General features: G+C 55.6%; 20 protein-coding genes and 1 other RNA gene. 6 read left to right on the forward strand and 15 right to left on the reverse strand.

Annotated elements, in window-relative coordinates; all coding sequences use genetic code 11:
* Nucleotides 1-18 precede the first annotated feature (18 nt).
* Entirely contained in the window at nucleotides 19-597 is a 579-nt protein-coding gene (locus L6R44_RS06965) for a YecA/YgfB family protein (protein WP_072265689.1), read from the reverse strand.
* 168 nt (nucleotides 598-765) lie between these two features.
* On the opposite strand from L6R44_RS06965, the gene zapA reads away from it, so the two are divergent.
* The 3 genes from zapA (at nucleotide 766) to L6R44_RS06980 (ending at nucleotide 1,941) form a co-directional block, all read left to right on the forward strand.
* Nucleotides 766-1,095 (forward strand): cell division protein ZapA, encoded by a 330-nt coding sequence (gene zapA, locus L6R44_RS06970; RefSeq protein ID WP_006811891.1) that lies wholly within the window; start codon nucleotides 766-768, stop codon nucleotides 1,093-1,095.
* Between the two features lie 41 nt (nucleotides 1,096-1,136).
* Nucleotides 1,137-1,320: non-coding RNA, 6S RNA (gene ssrS, locus L6R44_RS06975), on the forward strand.
* 24 nt (nucleotides 1,321-1,344) lie between these two features.
* Nucleotides 1,345-1,941 carry a 5-formyltetrahydrofolate cyclo-ligase gene (locus L6R44_RS06980; RefSeq protein WP_237423672.1) on the forward strand — a complete coding sequence of 199 codons (597 nt, stop codon included), beginning with the start codon at nucleotides 1,345-1,347 and terminating at the stop codon, nucleotides 1,939-1,941.
* Between the two features lie 107 nt (nucleotides 1,942-2,048).
* On the opposite strand, the gene serA is transcribed toward L6R44_RS06980, so the two are convergent.
* Nucleotides 2,049-3,281, reverse strand: a complete 1,233-nt coding sequence (gene serA, locus L6R44_RS06985; RefSeq protein WP_237423673.1) for a phosphoglycerate dehydrogenase — start codon at nucleotides 3,279-3,281, stop codon at nucleotides 2,049-2,051.
* A gap of 266 nt (nucleotides 3,282-3,547) precedes the next feature.
* Nucleotides 3,548-4,207 carry a ribose-5-phosphate isomerase RpiA gene (rpiA, locus tag L6R44_RS06990; protein WP_010435366.1) on the reverse strand — a complete coding sequence of 220 codons (660 nt, stop codon included), beginning with the start codon at nucleotides 4,205-4,207 and terminating at the stop codon, nucleotides 3,548-3,550.
* Nucleotides 4,208-4,334: 127 nt separating this feature from the next.
* Here rpiA and argP point away from each other — a divergent pair, with 127 nt between their 5' ends.
* Entirely contained in the window at nucleotides 4,335-5,228 is an 894-nt protein-coding gene (gene argP / locus L6R44_RS06995; protein ID WP_008499727.1) for a DNA-binding transcriptional regulator ArgP, read from the forward strand.
* Nucleotides 5,229-5,272: 44 nt separating this feature from the next.
* Here the strand turns inward: argP and L6R44_RS07000 are convergent, their stop codons facing one another.
* From L6R44_RS07000 to tkt, 7 genes are all read right to left on the reverse strand, one after another.
* Nucleotides 5,273-6,004 carry an oxidative stress defense protein gene (locus L6R44_RS07000; RefSeq protein WP_237423674.1) on the reverse strand — a complete coding sequence of 244 codons (732 nt, stop codon included), beginning with the start codon at nucleotides 6,002-6,004 and terminating at the stop codon, nucleotides 5,273-5,275.
* A 91-nt stretch (nucleotides 6,005-6,095) separates the two neighbouring features.
* Nucleotides 6,096-6,731 carry an arginine exporter ArgO gene (argO, locus tag L6R44_RS07005; protein ID WP_021242063.1) on the reverse strand — a complete coding sequence of 212 codons (636 nt, stop codon included), beginning with the start codon at nucleotides 6,729-6,731 and terminating at the stop codon, nucleotides 6,096-6,098.
* Nucleotides 6,732-6,876: 145 nt separating this feature from the next.
* On the reverse strand, nucleotides 6,877-7,731 hold the full coding sequence (gene mscS / locus L6R44_RS07010; protein WP_237423675.1) for a small-conductance mechanosensitive channel MscS: 855 nt from the start codon (nucleotides 7,729-7,731) through the stop codon (nucleotides 6,877-6,879).
* 186 nt (nucleotides 7,732-7,917) lie between these two features.
* Nucleotides 7,918-8,997 (reverse strand): class II fructose-bisphosphate aldolase, encoded by a 1,080-nt coding sequence (fbaA, locus tag L6R44_RS07015; protein WP_237423676.1) that lies wholly within the window; start codon nucleotides 8,995-8,997, stop codon nucleotides 7,918-7,920.
* A gap of 92 nt (nucleotides 8,998-9,089) precedes the next feature.
* Entirely contained in the window at nucleotides 9,090-10,253 is a 1,164-nt protein-coding gene (gene pgk / locus L6R44_RS07020; RefSeq protein ID WP_024906565.1) for a phosphoglycerate kinase, read from the reverse strand.
* A 49-nt stretch (nucleotides 10,254-10,302) separates the two neighbouring features.
* Complete coding sequence (epd, locus tag L6R44_RS07025; protein ID WP_237423677.1) at nucleotides 10,303-11,322, reverse strand: erythrose-4-phosphate dehydrogenase; 1,020 nt, start codon at nucleotides 11,320-11,322, stop codon at nucleotides 10,303-10,305.
* Nucleotides 11,323-11,648: 326 nt separating this feature from the next.
* On the reverse strand, nucleotides 11,649-13,640 hold the full coding sequence (gene tkt / locus L6R44_RS07030) for a transketolase (RefSeq protein WP_237423678.1): 1,992 nt from the start codon (nucleotides 13,638-13,640) through the stop codon (nucleotides 11,649-11,651).
* 272 nt (nucleotides 13,641-13,912) lie between these two features.
* Here tkt and L6R44_RS07035 point away from each other — a divergent pair, with 272 nt between their 5' ends.
* Nucleotides 13,913-14,671: a M48 family metallopeptidase gene (locus L6R44_RS07035; protein WP_032643307.1), complete on the forward strand. Its 759-nt coding sequence runs from the start codon at nucleotides 13,913-13,915 to the stop codon at nucleotides 14,669-14,671.
* 209 nt (nucleotides 14,672-14,880) lie between these two features.
* On the forward strand, nucleotides 14,881-16,149 hold the full coding sequence (locus tag L6R44_RS07040; protein WP_237423679.1) for an OprD family outer membrane porin: 1,269 nt from the start codon (nucleotides 14,881-14,883) through the stop codon (nucleotides 16,147-16,149).
* A 51-nt stretch (nucleotides 16,150-16,200) separates the two neighbouring features.
* Here L6R44_RS07040 and speB read toward each other — a convergent pair whose 3' ends face one another.
* The 5 genes from speB to L6R44_RS07060 form a co-directional block, all read right to left on the reverse strand.
* Nucleotides 16,201-17,121 (reverse strand): agmatinase, encoded by a 921-nt coding sequence (gene speB, locus L6R44_RS07045; RefSeq protein ID WP_014071686.1) that lies wholly within the window; start codon nucleotides 17,119-17,121, stop codon nucleotides 16,201-16,203.
* Between the two features lie 210 nt (nucleotides 17,122-17,331).
* The gene (gene speA, locus L6R44_RS07050; protein ID WP_008499744.1) at nucleotides 17,332-19,308 is read right to left on the reverse strand and encodes a biosynthetic arginine decarboxylase; all 1,977 of its coding nucleotides are present in this window, start codon (nucleotides 19,306-19,308) and stop codon (nucleotides 17,332-17,334) included.
* Nucleotides 19,309-19,316: 8 nt separating this feature from the next.
* On the reverse strand, nucleotides 19,317-19,448 hold the full coding sequence (gene yqgB, locus L6R44_RS07055; RefSeq protein ID WP_131657971.1) for an acid stress response protein YqgB: 132 nt from the start codon (nucleotides 19,446-19,448) through the stop codon (nucleotides 19,317-19,319).
* Between the two features lie 94 nt (nucleotides 19,449-19,542).
* The gene (locus tag L6R44_RS24990; RefSeq protein WP_418250466.1) at nucleotides 19,543-19,686 is read right to left on the reverse strand and encodes a hypothetical protein; all 144 of its coding nucleotides are present in this window, start codon (nucleotides 19,684-19,686) and stop codon (nucleotides 19,543-19,545) included.
* Between the two features lie 68 nt (nucleotides 19,687-19,754).
* Nucleotides 19,755-19,973, reverse strand: a complete 219-nt coding sequence (locus tag L6R44_RS07060; RefSeq protein WP_143349523.1) for a hypothetical protein — start codon at nucleotides 19,971-19,973, stop codon at nucleotides 19,755-19,757.
* Nucleotides 19,974-20,041: the final 68 nt, after the last annotated feature.

Raw genomic sequence — 20,041 nt, forward strand, 5'->3', positions numbered from 1 at the left:
TCCTGTGCGTTATTTTTCTTAATGTAAGGTTGGCTTGCGGACTTCCGGCGCGGTCGGCTGCGAGCGCGTAAAGTTGTCGTGGCACAGCAGCGCCGCTACGCGCACGTACTCGATAATCTCTTCAAGCGACATTTCCAGCTCTTCCTGGTCTTCGTCTTCATCGTAGCCAAGCTGGGCGATATTACGCAGATCGTCGATCGCCTCACCCGCTTCACCGGTCACTTTATCCAGTTTAGGCTGCGTCACGCCCAGACCCAGCAGATAGTGGTTTACCCAGCCCGCCAGCGCATCGGCGCGATCGAACACGCTGACGTCGTCGCCTTCAGGCAGATAAAGCTGAAAAAGAAAGCCATCGTCTTCCAGCGAATCGCTGGTTGCGGCGTGCATTTTACGCAGCGCTTCCGCCAGCTCGTGACCAAACGCCAGCCCTTCATTCGTGAGGTCGTGGATCAGCGGCTGCCATGAGCTGTCGCTGTTTCCGCCGCAAAGGATGCCACTGATCAGACCGTGCATTTCGGCAGGGGTAAGTCCTACTCCCTGCTGGTTCAGTAACTGGTTTAAATCCTTGTAACCAGGCATTTCGTTCTGTATAGACATGAGCATTCGTCGTCAAAGGGGGGAAGTTTCATGATATGCTACCACTTTGGACCCTGGTGATACCAGAAAAGGGCTTGTATCTTCATATCAGGGTAGCTATAGTGTCGCCCCTTCGCAGCCCCCTGGGCAGTGAGCGAAGGTAGCGCAGTCAATCAGCAGGAAGGTGGCATGTCTGCACAACCCGTCGATCTCCAGATTTTTGGCCGTTCACTGCGAGTGAATTGTCCGCCTGAACAAAGGGATGCTTTGAATCAGGCAGCGGACGATTTGAATCAGCGGTTGCAAGATCTAAAAGAACGCACTAGAGTCACAAATACTGAGCAGCTGGTTTTCATCGCCGCGTTGAACATCAGCTATGAACTGACTCAGGAAAAAGCGAAGACCCGCGACTACGCGGCAAGCATGGAGCAGCGCATTAAAATGCTCCAGCAGACCATAGAACAGGCGTTGCTTGATCAAGGTCGCAATCCCGAAAGACCGGGACCCAAGTTTGAATAACACTTCTCAGTTGACTATGGTAGAGTAACTGTGAAGACAAAATTTCTCTGAGATGTTCGCAAGCGGGCCAGTCCCCTGAGCCGATATTTCATACCACAAGAATGTGGCGCTCCATGGTTGGTGAGCATGCTCGGTCCGTCCGAGAAGCCTTAAAACTATGACGACACATTCACCTTGAACCAAGGGTTCAAGGGTTACAGCCTGCGGCGGCATCTCGGAGATTCCCTCTCTTTTCTTCTACCAGCTACCATGACTCAATTCCCTGAAGTTTCAGCTTCACGCCAGGACATCCGTCAGCTTATTCGTCAACGCCGCCGTGCGTTAACCCCCGCTCAGCAAGCGCATTTTGCCCAGCAGGCCGCCGCCCGCATGATGGCGTACCCGCCAGTCGTGATGGCGCATACGGTTGCCCTGTTTCTATCGTTTGATGGCGAACTGGATACCCAGCCGCTGATAGAGCAGCTCTGGCGCGCCGGGAAGAAGGTTTATCTGCCGGTGCTGCACCCGTTTAGCGCAGGCAATCTGCTGTTTTTACACTACCACCCGCACAGCGAGCTGGTGGTGAATCGTCTGAAAATCACCGAGCCGAAGCTCGACGTGCGCGACGTGCTGCCGCTGTCACAGCTGGACGTGCTGATTACGCCGCTGGTGGCGTTTGATGAACAGGGCCAGCGCCTCGGTATGGGCGGCGGTTTCTATGACAGGACGCTGCAAAACTGGCAGCGGTACGGATTGCAGCCGGTGGGTTACGCGCATGATTGCCAGGGCGTGGAGGCGTTGCCGGTGGAGAAATGGGATGTGCCGTTACCGGCGGTAGTGACGCCATCGACGTTGTGGGAGTGGTGAAACAGGCGTGCAGCCTGATGCCCTCACCTTAGCCCTCTCCCACAGGGAGAGGGTGAAAACATAAAAAACGGTAACGATGGTTACCGTTTTGCATTTACCTCGCACCATCAGTACAGCAGACGCGCGCGAATCGTCCCCGGAATGGCCTTCATGCTCAGCAGTGCTTTCTCGGCAACATCGTCATCCGCTTCGATATCAATAACCACGTAGCCCATCTGCGAGTTCGTTTGCAGATACTGCGCGGCAATGTTGACGCCCTGCTCGGCAAAGATCTGGTTAATCGCGGTCAGCACGCCCGGACGGTTTTCGTGGATGTGCAGCAGACGACGGCCTCCGTGCAGCGGCAGAGACACTTCCGGGAAGTTCACGGCAGAGAGCGTAGAGCCGTTGTCGGAATATTTGCTCAGTTTACCCGCCACTTCCAGACCGATATTTTCCTGCGCTTCCTGGGTAGAACCGCCGATGTGCGGCGTCAGGATCACGTTGTCGAACTCGCACAACGGAGAGGTAAACGGATCGCTGTTGGTGGCAGGCTCCGTCGGGAAGACGTCGATGGCCGCGCCCGCCAGATGCTTACGCTTCAGCGCATCCGCCAGGGCAGGAATATCGACAACCGTACCGCGCGCGGCGTTAATCAGCAGTGAACCCGGCTTCATCAGCGCCAGCTCTTCCGCGCCCATCATGTTTTTGGTGGAGGCATTTTCCGGCACGTGCAGGCTCACCACGTCGCTCATGTTCAGCAGGTCAGAGAGGTGTTGTACCTGGGTCGCATTGCCCAGCGGCAGCTTGCTTTCGATATCGTAGAAAAACACGTGCATGCCCAGGGATTCCGCCAGAATACCGAGCTGCGTACCGATGTGGCCGTAGCCGATAATCCCCAGCTTTTTACCACGCGCTTCATATGAGCCCGCCGCCAGCTTGTTCCACACGCCGCGGTGCGCCTTGGCGTTCGCCTCCGGAATGCCTCGCAGGAGCAGCAGCAGTTCGCCAATCACCAACTCCGCCACGGAACGGGTGTTGGAGAACGGGGCGTTGAAGACGGGAATACCGCGCTTCGCAGCAGCATTCAGATCAACCTGGTTGGTGCCGATGCAGAAGCAGCCGATAGCCACCAGCTTTTCCGCCGCGGCAATAACGTCTTCAGTCAGGTGAGTGCGGGATCGCAGGCCAATGAAGTGGGCATCACGGATGGACGCTTTCAGCTCTTCGGTATCGAGCGCGCCTTTGTGAAATTCGATGTTGGTGTAACCTGCCGCACGAAGGCTATCGATTGCTTTTTGATGCACGCCCTCGACCAGCAGGAATTTAATCTTGTCTTTCTCCAGTGATACCTTTGCCATTTACCCGACCCTGTTTTTGTCTGAACTGATGTTGTGCTGGATTTGAATCCGCTGTAGCCAACATATCAAAAAAAACTATTGCAGCAATATGAACGTTTGCGTCGGCTCTCTGAAGAAAAGTCATACAGAGCAAAATGTCAGAGGAAAATGCTATGGAAATTTACAAACGTGGCAGGATCGTCAAAAGAGGTGGAAAAACGTGACACAAGTCACCGAATTTAGCTTTTCAAAAATTTTTAAGCGGGGGGAGGCGTCCCCCCGTCAGATCATTTTACGATGGTTTTCACGCCGTCAGCGGTGCCAATGAGCGCCACATCCGCGCCTCGGTTGGCGAATAGCCCTACTGTCACTACGCCTGGGATAGCGTTGATGGCATTTTCCAGCGCAACTGCGTCGAGAATTTCCAGACCGTGTACGTCGAGGATCACATTACCGTTGTCGGTGACGACGCCCTGACGATATTCCGGACGACCACCCAGCTTCACCAGCTGACGGGCAACCGCACTGCGCGCCATCGGGATCACTTCGACCGGCAGCGGGAAATTCCCCAGAATGTCGACCTGCTTGGAAGCGTCCGCGATGCAGATGAACTTGTCCGCAACGGAGGCGATAATTTTTTCGCGCGTTAGCGCCGCGCCGCCGCCTTTGATCATCTGCATGTGGCCGTTGATTTCATCCGCGCCATCAACGTAAATCCCCAGACGATCCACTTCGTTGAGATCGAAAACGGTAATGCCGAGGCTTTTCAGCTTTTCCGTGGACGCATCAGAGCTGGAAACCGCGCCCTCGATCTGCCCCTTCATCGTGCCCAGCGCATCGATAAAGTGTGCCGCGGTCGATCCCGTACCGACACCGACAATGGTACCCGGCTGTACGTATTGGAGAGCGGCCCATCCTACTGCTTTTTTCAGTTCATCCTGCGTCATGATCGTTTTGCCTGTGGTGTGAAAACTCAGGGCGCATTATAGAACACGTCGAATGGAATTCGTCTGCCACGAAGGGAAAATTGTGTCATAGTGCAGAATAAGCAAAATTTAGGAGCCACCCAGAGCAATGAAACGTCCGGACTACAGAACACTACAGGCACTTGATGCAGTTATTCGTGAACGCGGTTTTGAGCGCGCGGCGCAAAAGCTTTGCATCACCCAGTCCGCCGTATCACAGCGTATCAAACAGCTTGAAAATATGTTCGGCCAGCCGCTGCTGGTACGTACCGTGCCGCCACGCCCAACCGAGCAAGGGCAAAAGCTTCTCGCCCTGCTGCGCCAGGTTGAGCTGCTGGAAGACGAATGGCTGGGTGACGAACAAACGGGCTCTACGCCGCTGCTGCTCTCTCTGGCGGTCAACGCCGACAGTCTGGCAACCTGGCTGCTGCCGGCCCTTGCGCCGGTTTTGGCCGATTCCCCTATCCGCCTGAATTTACAGGTTGAAGATGAAACCCGCACCCAGGAGCGCCTGCGTCGCGGCGAAGTGGTTGGTGCGGTCAGTATCCAGCCCCAGGCGCTACCGAGCTGCCTTGTCGATCAGTTGGGTGCTCTGGACTACCTGTTTGTGGGTTCAAAAGCCTTTGCCGAGCGCTACTTCCCGAACGGCGTCACCCGCGCGGCGCTGCTGAAGGCCCCTGCCGTGGCGTTCGACCATCTGGACGATATGCACCAGGCGTTCCTGCAGCAAAACTTCGATCTGCCGCCGGGCAGCGTGCCGTGCCATATCGTCAACTCGTCTGAAGCCTTCGTGCAGCTTGCGCGCCAGGGCACCACCTGCTGCATGATCCCGCATCTGCAGATTGAAAAAGAGTTGAAAAGCGGTGAGCTGATTGACCTGACGCCGGGGCTGTATCAGCGCCGGATGCTCTACTGGCACCGTTTTGCGCCGGAAAGCCGCATGATGCGCAACGTCACCGACGCGCTGCTGGCGTACGGGCACAAGGTGTTGAGACAGGATTAAAAAGAAAAAGCCGGGTGGCGGCTACGCCTTACCCGGCTTACAGGTTACTGAGCCGGTTTCGGCTGTGCTGCAACGGGCTCGAGCTGGAAGACCACATCCACCTGATCGTCGAACTGAATGGTTGGCTGCTCGTAAGTTTCCTGTGCGGACACCGGGGCTGCATCAGCCTTCATCATCCGCACCATCGGGCTTGGCTGGTAGTTAGAGACGTGGTAACGCACGCTGTAAACCGGGCCGAGCTTGCTCTTGAAGCCGGACGCCAGCTGTTCAGCCTGATGAATAGCGTCGTCAATCGCCGCTTTACGCGCTTCGTCTTTGTATTTCTCCGGTTGCGCAACGCCCAGCGACACGGAGCGGATCTCGTTCAGGTCCGCCTTCAGCGCGCCGTCCAGCAGCGAGTTAAGCTTATCCAGCTGACGCACGGTCACTTCAACCGTACGCACGGCGCGGTAGCCTTTCAGGATGCTTTTGCCGTTCTGGTAGTCGTAATCCGGTTGAGTACGCAGATTCGCAGAGCTGATATCTTTTTTACCGACACCGTTCTGCTCGAGGAATGAGAGGTATTGCGCAACGCGATCGTCAGCCTGCTTTTTGGCCGTCGCCGCATCTTTCGCAGCCACATTCACTTCAATTGCCAGGGTTGCAACATCGGGTACCGCGTCCACGCTTGCGGTGCCTGACGTGACGATGTGCGGGCCGTCCGGCAGTTCATTTGCCTGCGCCGACACCGCACCTAAACTCACTAATGCCGCCAGGGCCATCACCTTAAACTTCACTGTTATTCCTCCATGTTGCGAAGAGAGCCCATTAACAGGGCGCATGCCAGCAAGCTTAGCGGGTCTTGTTCAGATGTCCATAAGACAAGGATTAGTTGAACAATTCCTGAACGTGGTGAATCCCCTCTTTTGCCAGCTGGAAAGCGATAAACCACATCACCAGACCGACCAGCGTATTAATGATGCGCTGGGCTTTGGCGGTACGCAGGCGAGGTGCCAGCCACGCTGCCAGAATGGCGAGACCGAAGAACCACAGGAAAGAGGCGCTGACCGTGCCAAGCGCAAACCAGCGTTTTGGCTCAACGTCCAGCTGTCCGCCGAGGCTGCCCAGCACCACGAAGGTGTCGAGATAGACATGGGGGTTTAGCCAGGTCACCGCCAGCATGGTGACGATAATCTTCCAGCGGCCCTGCTTCATGACCTCCGCGCTCGCCAGCTCGAGGTTGCTGCTCATCGCCGTTTTCAGGGCGCCGAATCCATACCAGAGCAGAAACGCCACGCCGCCCCAGGTCACCAGCGCCAGCAGCCACGGAGACTGCATCAGCAGCGCGCTGCCGCCAAAAATCCCGGCGCAGATCAGCAGTAAATCGCTTACCGCGCACAAGAGGGCAATCATCAGATGATACTGGCGGCGGATGCCCTGATTCATCACGAACGCATTTTGCGGGCCGAGCGGAAGGATCATGGCCGCACCTAAGGCAAGCCCTTGAAAATAATAAGATAGCATAACGATTTTCTCGCAGAGTTGTTCTGGAAGCAGACTATACTGCGCGAATCACATTAGAGGAAATGGATAATATTAATTGGGTATTAGCGGGGCTTATAGGCGTAAAGCCCGGTAGCGCTGGCGCTTACCGGGCCTAAGGGTGACCTTATTCTGCTTCTTTGACTTTTTTAACGTTTACGTCCATCTGCGGATACGGGAAGCTGATGCCGTTGGCGTCGAAGTCGCGCTTAATGCGCTCCAGCACGTCCCAGTATACGGTCTGCAGATCGCTGCTTTTGCTCCAGATACGCACCACAAAGTTAATCGAGGAAGCGCCGAGTTCGTTCAGGCGAACCGTCTGCTCTTTGTCTTTCAGAATGCGATCGTCTGACGCAATAATGTTGGTAATCAGCGACTTCACCTGATCGATGTCCGAGTCGTACGCCACGCTGATAATCAGCTCGTTACGACGGACCGGCTCACGGGAGAAGTTGATGATATTGCCTGCAATAATTTTCCCGTTCGGCACCACCACGATACGGCCATCGACGGTACGCAGGGTCGTTGAGAAAATTTGCACCTGCAGCACGGTGCCGGCAATGCCGCCAAGATCAACGTATTCGCCGGAGCGGAACGGACGGAAAGTCACCAGCAGCACGCCTGCCGCGAGGTTGGACAGCGAGCCCTGCAGCGCCAGACCAATGGCCAGACCGGCGGCACCGAGTACGGCGATAACGGATGCCGTTTGCACGCCTACACGGCCAAGGGCAGCAATCAGCGTAAAGGCGATAATGCCGTAACGCACCAGTGCGGAGAGGAAGTCAGCTACCGTGGCGTCGATGTGACGGGCCAGCATTACGCGATTAACCGCGTTCGATACGATACGCGCCACGATCATCCCGACGATGATGATGGCAATTGCCGCGACGATGTTCACGGCATAGCTCAGCAGCAGGGCCTGGTTGCGCACCAGCCAGTTACCGGCATTATTGATGCTGTCTACAACATCGAGTTGTTCCATTTATTCGTCCTTTTGTTAAACCAAAACACAAAATCCATCCCCCATGGAGACAGGCAGGTCAGTAAAGGGTAAACAAAAAGCGCCGGCTTTGCCAAACAGATCACAAAAACCGGCCTGGCAGGGTATTGAAAAAGCATAAAAAAAGGCCCGCATTTGCGGGCCTTCTGATGCTGTTAGCAGCTCAAATTACAGAACGTCGATCGCGTTCAGTTCTTTGAAAGCCTGCTCCAGACGGGTCACCATGGACGTCTGCGCTGCGCGCAGCCATACGCGTGGATCGTAGTATTTCTTGTTCGGCTGGTCTTCGCCTTTCGGGTTGCCCAGCTGGCCCTGCAGGTAAGCTTCGTTCGCTTTGTAGTACTGCAGGATACCGTCCCAGGTTGCCCACTGGGTGTCGGTATCGATGTTCATTTTCACAACGCCGTAGCTAACGGAGTCTTTAATTTCCTGAGCGGAAGAACCGGAACCGCCGTGGAAGACGAAGTTCAGGCTGTTGTGCGGCAGGTTGTGTTTCTTGGAAACGTATTCCTGAGAATCACGCAGGATGGTTGGGGTCAGAACCACGTTGCCTGGTTTGTAAACGCCGTGCACGTTACCGAAGGACGCTGCAATGGTGAAGCGTGGGCTGATTTTGCTCAGCTCGGTGTACGCGTAATCAACGTCTTCTGGCTGGGTGTACAGGGCAGAAGCGTCCATGTGGCTGTTGTCCACGCCGTCTTCTTCGCCACCGGTGCAACCCAGTTCGATTTCCAGGGTCATGCCCATTTTGGCCATGCGCGCCAGGTATTTAGAGCAGATTTCGATGTTTTCATGCAGTGACTCTTCAGACAGGTCGATCATGTGAGAAGAGAACAGTGGCTTACCGGTGGCCGCGAAGTGTTTTTCACCCGCGTCCAGCAGACCGTCGATCCACGGCAGCAGCTTCTTCGCGCAGTGGTCAGTGTGCAGGATAACTGGAACACCGTAGTGCTCAGCCATCTGGTGTACGTGGTGCGCACCAGAGATAGCGCCCAGGATTGCAGCACCCTGAGGAATGTCAGTTTTCACGCCTTTACCTGCGATAAACGCAGCGCCGCCGTTAGAGAACTGAACGATAACCGGTGCTTTAACTTTTGCAGCGGTTTCCAGTACGGCGTTGATGGAGTCGGTACCCACGCAGTTAACTGCTGGCAGAGCGAAGTTGTTTTCTTTAGCTACCTGGAACACTTTCTGTACGTCATCACCAGTGATAACGCCAGGTTTTACGAAATCAAAAATTTTAGACATGTTGCTTAGTCCTGTATCTTCGGCCGTTAGAAAAGGTGCGGGCTCTTATAAGCGCGCTGAAAATTGGGCAGGTTTCCCTGCCCTTGAATGGCTTACTTCTTAGCGCGCTCTTCGAGCATTGCTACTGCTGGCAGTACTTTGCCTTCCACGAATTCGAGGAATGCGCCACCACCAGTGGAGATGTAGGAGATCTTGTCAGCGATACCGAACAGGTCGATTGCTGCCAGGGTGTCACCACCGCCTGCGATAGAGAACGCTTCGCTGTCTGCGATCGCGTTAGCAACGATTTCAGTACCTTTGCGGAAGTTCGGGAATTCGAACACGCCAACAGGACCGTTCCACAGGATAGTTTTTGCGTTTTTGAGGATCTCAGCCAGTTTCTGTGCAGAAACGTCGCCCAGGTCCAGAATCTGCTCTTCGTCTTTGATGTCGTTAACAGATTTCAGGGTCGCGGTTGCGGTTTCGGAGAACTCGGTCGCGACGCGAACGTCAGTTGGAACCGGGATATCGCAGGTGCTCAGCAGGCGTTTGGCTTCGTCAACCAGGTCTGCTTCGTACAGGGATTTACCCACGTTGTGGCCCTGAGCGGCAACGAAGGTGTTCGCGATACCACCGCCAACGATCAGCTGGTCAGCGATTTTAGACAGGGAATCCAGAACGGTCAGCTTGGTAGAAACTTTAGAACCACCAACGATAGCCACCATTGGACGAGCAGGTTCTTTCAGTGCTTTACCCAGCGCTTCCAGTTCGTCAGCCAGCAGAGGACCGGCACACGCAACGTCTGCGAATTTACCGATACCGTGGGTAGACGCCTGTGCGCGGTGAGCCGTACCGAATGCATCCATCACGAATACGTCGCACAGTGCAGCGTATTTTTTGGACAGGGTTTCGTCGTCTTTCTTTTCGCCTTTGTTGAAGCGAACGTTTTCCAGAACAACCAGCTCACCCGCTGCAACGTCAACGCCGTCCAGGTAATCTTTCACCAGGCGAACCGGGTTGGACAGTTTGTCTTTCAGGTAATTAACCACTGGCAGCAGAGAGAACTCTTCGTTGTACTCGCCTTCAGTTGGACGACCCAGGTGGGAGGTGACCATCACTTTAGCGCCCTGCTTCAGAGCCAGTTCGATGGTTGGCAGAGATGCACGGATACGCGCGTCGCTGGTCACTTTGCCATCTTTAACCGGTACGTTCAGATCGGCACGGATGAAAACGCGTTTACCAGCCAGATCCAGATCGGTCATCTTAATTACAGACATGGTGAATCCTCTCGTTGATTCTTAAAGTTTTGCAGACGCACGATGCGTCTTACCTGAAACCTTGAACGGCCATTGCTAACGTGGTGTCGAGCATTCGGTTAGCAAAGCCCCATTCGTTATCACACCAGACCAGCGTCTTGATAAGGTGTGCGCCACTGACCCTGGTTTGCGTGCCATCGACGATGGCGCTGTGCGGGTCGTGGTTAAAATCTACTGAGACCAACGGTAATTCCGTATAGTCAACTATACCATGAAATGCTCCCTGTGCCGCTTTTTGCAGCAACAGGTTGACTTCACAGGCTTTTACCGATTTTTTCACCGTCACGCTAAGGTCGATGGCGGTAACGTTAATCGTCGGGACACGCACGGCAATCGCTTCAAAACGGTCATTAAACTGCGGGAAAATTCGTGTAATGCCTGCCGCCAGTTTCGTATCCACCGGAATGATTGACTGGCTCGCTGCGCGCGTGCGTCGTAAATCCGGATGATAGGCGTCGATAACCTGCTGATCGTGCATGGCGGAATGAATCGTGGTCACGGTGCCGGACTCAATGCCATACGCATCGTCTAACAGTTTGATGACCGGAATAATGCAGTTGGTGGTACAGGAGGCGTTGGAGACAATGCGGTGTTCGGCCTGCAGCTCATGCTGGTTGACGCCAAACACGACGGTCGCGTCGAGATCGTTACTGCCGGGATGAGAAAACAGGACTTTTTTCGCGCCTGCAGCCAGATGCGCTTCGCCGTGTTCGCGGCTGCCGTACACGCCGGTACAGTCAAGCACCACATCCACACCCAGTTCACGCCAGGGTAGCGCGGTAATACTGCGCTCATGCAGTACGCGGATGACATCGTCACCGACTAACAACTGCTCCCTTTCCTGCCGCACGTCCCAGGCAAAGCGCCCGTGGCTGGTGTCATATTTCAACAAATGCGCCATGCCCGCAGCATCCGCCAGTTCATTGATTGCCACCACGGTTATTTCCGCCCGACGTCCGGATTCATACAAAGCACGAACCACATTACGCCCGATGCGACCGAAGCCATTAATCGCTACGCGTACGGTCATAGATCTCCTGCAAAGCAATCCCTGAGTTTGAGGTGGCTGAAAGAGTAATCCAGCTACGCCTGAAGGGGAATCCTTGCTGTCACAAACTGCGATTGATTGGTCAATTGTCGAACATTTAATCGACTGAAACGCTTCAGCAAGAATAAGCGAATCGGGGAATAAAAGGAATGTCTGTCCAGATGAATAAGCGAGCTATATGACTTGCGTCACATTTTCGGTGGAATAGTGTCTACAAAAAAGCCGGGTGGCGCGCTAGCGCTTACCCGGCCTACTTTCGTGCCATTTGTAGGCCCGGTAAGCGTAAGCGCCACCGGGCAAAACGGCAATTACAGCAGTTCTTTCGCTTTCGCGACAACGTTCTCAACGGTGAAGCCGAACTCTTCGAACAGCTGCTCTGCCGGAGCAGACTCACCGAAGGTGGTCATGCCGACGATAGCGCCGTTCAGGCCCACGTACTTGAACCAGTAGTCAGCGATACCCGCCTCCACTGCCACGCGAGCGGAAACCGCTTTAGGCAGCACGGATTCACGGTAAGCGGCATCCTGCTTGTCGAACGCGTCGGTAGACGGCATGGAGACCACGCGCGCCTTCACGCCTTCGGCAGTGAGTTTTTCCCATGCGGCAACCGCCAGCTCAACTTCAGAACCGGTAGCGATGAAGATCAGCTCAGGCTGGCCCGCGCAATCTTTCAGCACGTAACCACCGCGAGCGATGTTCGCCAGCTGCTCAGACGAACGCTCCTGCTGCGCCAGGTTCTGACGGGAGAGGATCAGCGCGGTTGGACCGTCCTGACGCTCAACGCCGTATTTCCACGCCACCGCGGATTCAACCTGGTCACATGGACGCCATGTGCTCATGTTCGGGGTTACGCGCAGAGAAGCCACCTGCTCTACCGGCTGGTGAGTTGGACCGTCTTCGCCCAGACCGATGGAGTCGTGGGTGTAAACCATCACCTGACGCTGCTTCATCAGCGCCGCCATACGCACGGCGTTACGCGCATATTCGACGAACATCAGGAAGGTAGAGGTGTACGGCAGGAAACCGCCGTGCAGGGAGATACCGTTGGCAATCGCGGTCATGCCGAATTCACGCACACCGTAATGGATGTAGTTACCGGCAGCGTCTTCGTTGATTGGCTTAGAACCAGACCACAGGGTCAGGTTAGATGGCGCCAGGTCAGCGGAGCCGCCCAGGAATTCCGGAAGCCATGGGCCGAACGCTTCAATCGCATTCTGAGACGCTTTACGGCTCGCGATTTTAGACGGGTTAGCCTGCAGCTTGGCGATGAACTCGTTCGCTTTCGCGTCGAAGTCAGACGGCATGTCACCTTTCATACGACGGGTGAATTCAGCCGCTTCCTGCGGGAAGGCTTTCGCATAGGCAGCGAACTTCTCGTTCCATGCCGCTTCTTTCGCCTGGCCTACTTCTTTTGCATCCCACTGAGCGTAGATCTCAGACGGGATTTCGAATGCAGGGTGTTTCCAGCCCAGCGCTTCGCGGGTCAGTGCGATTTCCGCATCGCCCAATGGCGCACCGTGGGAGTCGTGCGTACCCGCTTTGTTCGGCGAACCGAAGCCGATGATGGTTTTGCACATCAGCAGGGACGGTTTGTCCGTCACCGCGCGCGCTTCTTCCACTGCACGTTTAATCGAGTCAGCATCGTGGCCATCAACGCCGCGCACAACGTGCCAGCCGTAGGCTTCGAAACGTGCTGCGGTGTCGTCGGTGAACCAGCCTTCAACGTGACCGTCGATGGAGATGCCGTTGTCGTCATAGAACGCCACCAGTTTACCCAGCTTCAGGGTACCTGCCAGGGAGCACACTTCATGAGAAATGCCTTCCATCATGCAGCCGTCGCCCATGAACGCGTAGGTGAAATGGTCAACGATGTCGTGGCCAGGACGGTTGAACTGCGCCGCCAGGGTCTTCTCAGCAATCGCCATACCCACAGCGTTAGCAATACCCTGACCCAGCGGGCCGGTGGTGGTTTCTACGCCAGCGGTGTAGCCCACTTCCGGGTGACCTGGAGTTTTGGAGTGCAGCTGACGGAAGTTTTTCAGCTCTTCGATAGGCAGATCGTAGCCGGTGAGGTGCAGCAGGCTATAGATCAGCATAGAGCCGTGGCCGTTGGACAGCACGAAGCGGTCGCGGTCAGCCCATGCCGGGTTCTGCGGGTTGTGGTTCAGGAAATCACGCCACAGGACTTCGGCGATATCAGCCATACCCATAGGGGCCCCTGGGTGGCCGGATTTGGCTTTCTGTACTGCGTCCATGCTCAGCGCACGAATAGCATTAGCAAGCTCTTTACGTGAGGACATTTTAACTCCAGATCGGACTGTTAAAGGCCATGCCCTTGACGACAGCGCGTTTTGGGCTACGCCGGAAAAAAGTGCCAACAATGTAACCCAAGCCGCAAGTCATGTACATGGAGCATTCTTTTGCTTGTTAAGAAATCTCTGGATCATGCTCGCATGTTGCGCAATCTGCTCGCCCGGCCCTGTGGATATTCCTTATACTTAGCCCGACACCGGCTTCGCTGACGGTGCACTTTTCAGATTTTATTCAGATTAACGAGTACGGAAGCAACCTCATGAAAATGCGTGCAATAGTGCTGGCCCTGGGTACAACGCTCCTGCTGAGCGGCTGTCAGAATATGGATTCTAACGGTCTGATGACGTCTGGCGCAGAAGCCTTTCAGGCCTACTCCCTGAGCGACGCGCAGGTGAAAGCGCTGAGCGACCAGGCCTGTAAAGATATGGATGGAAAAGCCACGCTTGCGCCGGCTGACAGTACCTACACGCAGCGTCTGAATAAGATTGCTTCCGCGCTGGGCGATAACATCAACGGCCAGCCGGTGAACTACAAGGTGTACATGGCGAAAGACGTGAACGCCTTCGCGATGGCGAACGGCTGTATTCGCGTTTACAGCGGGCTGATGGACATGATGACCGACAACGAAGTGGAAGCGGTCATCGGCCATGAAATGGGCCACGTTGCACTGGGCCACGTGAAGAAAGGGATGCAGGTTGCTTTGGGGACCAATGCCATCCGCGCTGCGGCAGCCTCGGCGGGCGGTATCGTTGGCAGCCTGTCGCAGTCACAGCTTGGCGACGTGGGCGAAAAGCTGGTTAACTCCCAGTTCTCCCAGCGTCAGGAGTCAGAGGCGGATGACTACTCCTACGATCTGTTGCGCAAACGCGGCATCAATCCATCCGGTTTAGCCACCAGCTTCGAAAAACTGGCCAAGCTGGAAGCGGGACGCCAAAGCTCCATGTTTGACGATCACCCAGCTTCAGAAGCGCGCGCACAGCATATTCGCGACCGTATGGCCGCAGACGGAATTAAATAATTTTAGAGGGAGGCAGTTTTGCCTCCTTTTTATTTCGCATGAATTGTTAACTTAACAGCACGTATCGATAACACCGCTGAAAGCCGCGCCAAATCTGCCCTTTCACATTGAAACGTCTGGTCACATAATTATTGCAAAGGTCACTTTTTCCGGTAATTATCACCCCCGCAGTTATTCAATTAATATATCCAGACAGAGACGTTCCCTCCGTGAAAAAAGAATTATCATTAATTGCCTTAAGCTTATTTGCCGCCTTACCTGCCGCTGCAAGCCAGCAATCCGACAGCCAGGGTTTTATTGACGACAGCCATCTGGATCTGTTTTTACGCAATGCCTATATCAGCCGCGACTACCATCAGGGCCAGCAGGACAAGGCCGAGTGGGGCCAGGGGATTATCGCCACGTTTGCATCCGGCTATACCGAAGGGCCTGTGGGCTTTGGCCTGGACGGTATTGCTCAATACGGCGTGCGCCTGGACGGCGGCCGTGGCAAAAGCGGCGCAGGCGGCATCGACTTCTTCAAACAGGAAGACGATGGCCGGGCCAAATCCGATTTAGCGAAATTTGGCGCAACCGCCAAAATGCGTATCTCGAATACCGTGCTGAGCTACGGGAACCAGCGTCCTGAGCTGCCTATCGTGAATGCCGACAGCTCCCGCCTGCTGTTTGAAAGCTACACCGGCGCTATGCTGACCTCAAAAGAGATCGACGGTCTGGAAATCAACGCCGGTTACTTCACCGACGAGCAGCGTAAAAGCGATGACCGCCACGACAGCGGGCTGAAAAGCCTCTCCTTCGGCGGCGCGAGCTATCAGTTCAACGACCAGTTCAGCGGCGCGCTGTACGCCTCGCATAACGAAGAGGTGATGAACAAGCAGTACCTGGGCATGAACTTCAGGCAGCCGTTCAGCACCGGGCAGCAGCTCGTACTCGACTTCAACGGCTATAACTCCCGTCTCGACCAGAGTTACGCGGACAGCCTCGACACGGGCCGCAGCAACACCATCTGGAGCCTGGCGGCGAGCTACATCTGGGATATTCATACGTTCAAAGTGGCCTACCAGCAGAGCAGCGGCAGCACCGGCTATAACTACGGCGGCTATCGCGACAAGGGCGGCGTGGGTGACGGCGGTAACACCATCTGGCTGGCGAACTCCTACTGGTCTGATTTTAACGGCGAGGATGAACGCTCCTGGCAGGCATCCTACGGTCTGGACTTTGGCGGCCTTGGCCTGCCGGGCCTGAGCTGGACCACCGCCTACGTGCGCGGCGACAACATCAAAACCTCTGAAACCAGCAACGGTAAAGAGCACGAGTGGTTCAACCAGATCCAGTACCAGGTGCAGGATGGCCCGGCAAAAGATCTGAAGCTGAAACTGCGCTACTCCGTGCTGCGCGTTTCCAGCAACGCCAGCGAGTACAACGTGGGTGGAGACGAGATCCGCGCCTACGTGGAATACCCGTTTAACGTGTTCTAAAGGCAATAAAAAACCTCTCCTGAGAGAGGTTTTTTTCACGCCTGGCGAGGCTTATTCGCCTTTTTTGGCTGCCTGAATGTAGAGCATTTCCAGTGCCAGGGTCGCTGCGGCCAGCGCGGTGATCTCGGACTGATCGTAGGCAGGCGCCACTTCCACCACGTCCATCCCGACAATGTTCAGATCCTTCAGGCCGCGCACCAGCTTAATGGCGCGATCGGAGGTCAGGCCGCCGATCACCGGCGTACCGGTTCCCGGTGCAAAGGCAGGATCCAGGCAGTCGATGTCGAACGTCAGGTACACCGGCATATCGCCGACGATCTGCTTCACCTGCGCGATAATGTCATCGACGCCGCGATCGTTAACCTGGCCCGCATCCAGCACGGTGAAACCGTTGTCTTTGTCGAACTCGGTACGAATGCCAATCTGCACGGAGTGGTTCGGGTCGATCAGACCTTCGTTCGGCGCGGTGAAGAACATGGTGCCGTGGTCGAACTCGCAGCCGTTCGCGTAGGTGTCGGTATGCGCATCGAAGTGTACCAGCGCCATTTTACCGAAGTGCTTCGCGTGGGCGCGCAGCAGCGGCAGGGTCACGAAGTGGTCACCGCCGAAGGAGAGCATGCGCTTACCGGCAGCCAGCAGCTTCTCGGCGTGCGCCTGCAGCTTCTCGCTCATCTCACGCGCGTCGCCAAAGGCATACACCAGGTCGCCGCAGTCAACCACGTTCAGGCGCTCGCGCATGTCGAAGTTCCACGGGAAGCGGTTGTGCTCCCATGCCAGGTTGGTAGAAACCTGACGGATCGCCGCCGGGCCATGACGACCACCCGCGCGGCCAGATGTTGCCATATCGAACGGCACGCCGGTGATCACCCAGTCCGCGTCACTGTCGTACGGCTGGAAGTTCATCGGAAGGCGTAAAAAACCAAACGCGTTAGATACCAGAGAGTTGTCGTACTGATGACCTAAAGTGCTCATGTCCTGACCTCTTTTAAAGTCGATACATTAAAAACAGATGAAAAAAAATCCCCTCCGCGTCGTTAAACCCGACGAGGAAGGGATTGATTCGTAAATCGCTTATTGGGGCGAATTATCGCCGGTAATGCATACGGGTTCAAGAGAGTATAGGGCATTGTGCGGTCTCATGCCCTCACCCCAACCCTCTCCCACGGGGAGAGGGAGGATTTCTTACTCGTCTTCCAGATAAGTGTACCCGTACAGACCCGCTTCAAACTCTTCCAGGAACTGCTGCTGCAGCGCGTCGTCCAGACCGGTGTTTTTCACCTGGTCGCGGAACTGCGTCAGCAGGGTTTTCGGATCCAGCTGAACGTATTCCAGCATGTCCGCCACGGTGTCCCCTTCATCGGACAGCTCAACTTCCACGCTGCCGTCAGGGAAGACGAACACGTCAACCGCTTCGGTATCACCGAACAGGTTATGCATGTTGCCGAGGATCTCCTGATACGCACCGACCATAAAGAAGCCCAGCATCGGCGGGTTCTCAGGGTCATACTCCGGCATTGGCATCGTCGTGGCAATACCGTCGCCGTCAACGTAGTGGTCGATTGCGCCGTCGGAGTCACAGGTGATGTCCAGCAGCACCGCGCGACGTTCCGGGGCGTGGTTCAGCCCTTCCAGCGGCAGAACCGGGAACAGCTGGTCGATACCCCAGGCATCCGGCATCGACTGGAACAGCGAGAAGTTGACGTAAATCTTATCCGCCATACGTTCCTGCAGCTCGTCAATAATCGGACGGTGCGCGCGGTTGCTCGGGTCGAGCTGCTTTTGCACTTCGTGACACATGTTCAGATAGAGCTGCTCCGCCCACGCGCGCTCCTGCAGGCTGAAGGTGCCTGAGGAATAACCGACGTGGATATCATGCAGATCCATCTGGCTGTCGTGCAGCCATTCGCGCAGGGAACGACGCGTGCCCGGCTCGTGCATCTCCTGCCAGGTTTCCCACATGCTCTGCAGGGAACGCGGGGCATCGTCTGCCGGAGGCGTCGCTTCGGTGGTTTCGCTGCGCTCAACGCCGATAATGTTAGAGACCAGCACCGTATGGTGCGCGGTCACCGCGCGACCGGATTCGGTGATCACCGTCGGGTGCGGCAGGCCGTTCTCTTCACAGGCATCGCCAATCGCCCAGATGATGTTGTTGGCGTATTCGTTCAGGCCGTAGTTCACCGAGCAGTCAGACTGCGAGCGGGTCCCTTCGTAGTCCACGCCCAGGCCGCCGCCCACGTCGAAGCACTGAATATTCACGCCGAGCTTGTGCAGCTCAACGTAAAAACGGGCGGATTCACGCACGCCGGTGGCGATGTCGCGAATGTTGGCCATCTGCGAACCGAGGTGGAAGTGCAGCAGCTGAATGCTGTCCAGACGACCGCGCTCGCGCAGGATTTCCACCAGCTGCAGTACCTGGTTCGCCGCGAGGCCGAACTTGGATTTTTCGCCGCCGGAGGACTGCCATTTACCGGAACCCTGGGACGCCAGACGCGCACGCACGCCGAGGCGCGGCACTACGTTAAGGCGTTCAGCCTCTTCCAGCACGATCGCGATTTCAGTCATCTTCTCGATAACCAGATAGACCTTGTGGCCCATCTTCTCGCCAATCAGCGCCAGGCGAATGTATTCACGGTCTTTATAGCCGTTACAGACGATCACCGAGCGGGTCATGCCCGCATGCGCCAGAACCGCCATCAGCTCTGCTTTAGAGCCCGCTTCCAGCCCCAGCGGCTCGCCGGAGTGGATCAGCGATTCAATCACGCGGCGGTGCTGGTTCACCTTTATCGGGTAAACCAGGAAGTAGTCGCCTTTATAGCCGTAGGACTCACGCGCGCGCTTGAACGCCGCGTTAATAGAACGCAGGCGATGTTGCAGGATCTGCGGGAAGCAGAACAGTGCAGGCAAACGCTGGCCCTGAGCTTCACGGGCTTTCACCAGCTTAGCGAGATCCACGCGCGCTTCAGGGACGTCCGGATCCGGGCAGACGCTGATGTGGCCCAGTTCGTTGACGTCGTAGTAGTTATTGCCCCACCAGGCAATATTGTAAGTGCGCAGCATCTTGCTGGCTTCCTCGGAGCTCATCGCAACCTCCTGCATAGAACGTAGTACACCCTGTTCGCCCGCTGACGAAGGCGAAAAAGAAGACATGTCGTCAGACATAGCGAACCTCAACTCTTTGTATTAAGTGTAAAACAGTTGACTACTATCGCAGCGTTAAACGGCGATAACAACCCATAAACGGCTCCGTTTCCCAGCAGAGTATGCTGAAATCCAGACCGTGCGACCGGTTTCTTATTCATATCATTGTAAAACACGTATCCGAACTCTGTATGACAAGGTTCGGCGAAACCACGAGAAAACTCTTGTATTAACAAGAGCGCCCTTGTTCAGTTTTCACAGAGCGTGACCGGCCCTGGAATCCTGAGAAGCGCCGAGATGGGTATAACATCGGCAGGTTTGCAGACTAGAAATGCGGGTTGCGGGAATCAAATGCGCGCCAGAACGGCTGCGCTGAATTAGCGGAAAACGATGGTTCATTATCTCGTATCACCTCCACGGCCGCCTCTGCTGAAACGGACCCCAAGCCAAAGCTAAAAGTTCACTGCTTAACCCGGCTGGAAGTGGCGACACGATGAGTTCATCGAGCGCTTTTTTTGTATGAGCCGCGCGCCGCGTTTTATACCGAGAACAGGGGTAAAAAGCAAAACATAAATGTGCGCGTTGCCGGTGCCGTCAGGAATTGTTGCCAGCAGCAATTTCAACTGAGTGAGAGGTGAGTCAAAAAAAACTGGAAATCGGGCGAAGAAGTGACCTAAAATAGCCATCCAGATGTTAATCCATCTATACTGATTAACACTCATACTGCCAGTGTCAAAAACCTGCAGGCCTTGGT

The organism is Enterobacter cloacae complex sp. ECC445 (assembly GCF_021892025.1).
Taxonomy (GTDB): Bacteria; Pseudomonadota; Gammaproteobacteria; order Enterobacterales; family Enterobacteriaceae; genus Enterobacter; species Enterobacter chengduensis.

Coding starts and splice junctions, on each gene's coding strand:
- L6R44_RS06965 (WP_072265689.1), bottom strand. CDS start 597: ATGTCTATACAGAACGAAATGCCTGGTTACAAGGATTTAAACCAGTTA.
- zapA (WP_006811891.1), top strand. CDS start 766: ATGTCTGCACAACCCGTCGATCTCCAGATTTTTGGCCGTTCACTGCGA.
- L6R44_RS06980 (WP_237423672.1), top strand. CDS start 1,345: ATGACTCAATTCCCTGAAGTTTCAGCTTCACGCCAGGACATCCGTCAG.
- serA (WP_237423673.1), bottom strand. CDS start 3,281: ATGGCAAAGGTATCACTGGAGAAAGACAAGATTAAATTCCTGCTGGTC.
- rpiA (WP_010435366.1), bottom strand. CDS start 4,207: ATGACGCAGGATGAACTGAAAAAAGCAGTAGGATGGGCCGCTCTCCAA.
- argP (WP_008499727.1), top strand. CDS start 4,335: ATGAAACGTCCGGACTACAGAACACTACAGGCACTTGATGCAGTTATT.
- argO (WP_021242063.1), bottom strand. CDS start 6,731: ATGCTATCTTATTATTTTCAAGGGCTTGCCTTAGGTGCGGCCATGATC.
- mscS (WP_237423675.1), bottom strand. CDS start 7,731: ATGGAACAACTCGATGTTGTAGACAGCATCAATAATGCCGGTAACTGG.
- fbaA (WP_237423676.1), bottom strand. CDS start 8,997: ATGTCTAAAATTTTTGATTTCGTAAAACCTGGCGTTATCACTGGTGAT.
- pgk (WP_024906565.1), bottom strand. CDS start 10,253: ATGTCTGTAATTAAGATGACCGATCTGGATCTGGCTGGTAAACGCGTT.
- epd (WP_237423677.1), bottom strand. CDS start 11,322: ATGACCGTACGCGTAGCGATTAATGGCTTCGGTCGCATCGGGCGTAAT.
- tkt (WP_237423678.1), bottom strand. CDS start 13,640: ATGTCCTCACGTAAAGAGCTTGCTAATGCTATTCGTGCGCTGAGCATG.
- L6R44_RS07035 (WP_032643307.1), top strand. CDS start 13,913: ATGAAAATGCGTGCAATAGTGCTGGCCCTGGGTACAACGCTCCTGCTG.
- speB (WP_014071686.1), bottom strand. CDS start 17,121: ATGAGCACTTTAGGTCATCAGTACGACAACTCTCTGGTATCTAACGCG.
- speA (WP_008499744.1), bottom strand. CDS start 19,308: ATGTCTGACGACATGTCTTCTTTTTCGCCTTCGTCAGCGGGCGAACAG.
- yqgB (WP_131657971.1), bottom strand. CDS start 19,448: ATGAATAAGAAACCGGTCGCACGGTCTGGATTTCAGCATACTCTGCTG.
- L6R44_RS24990 (WP_418250466.1), bottom strand. CDS start 19,686: ATGAACCATCGTTTTCCGCTAATTCAGCGCAGCCGTTCTGGCGCGCAT.
- L6R44_RS07060 (WP_143349523.1), bottom strand. CDS start 19,973: ATGGCTATTTTAGGTCACTTCTTCGCCCGATTTCCAGTTTTTTTTGAC.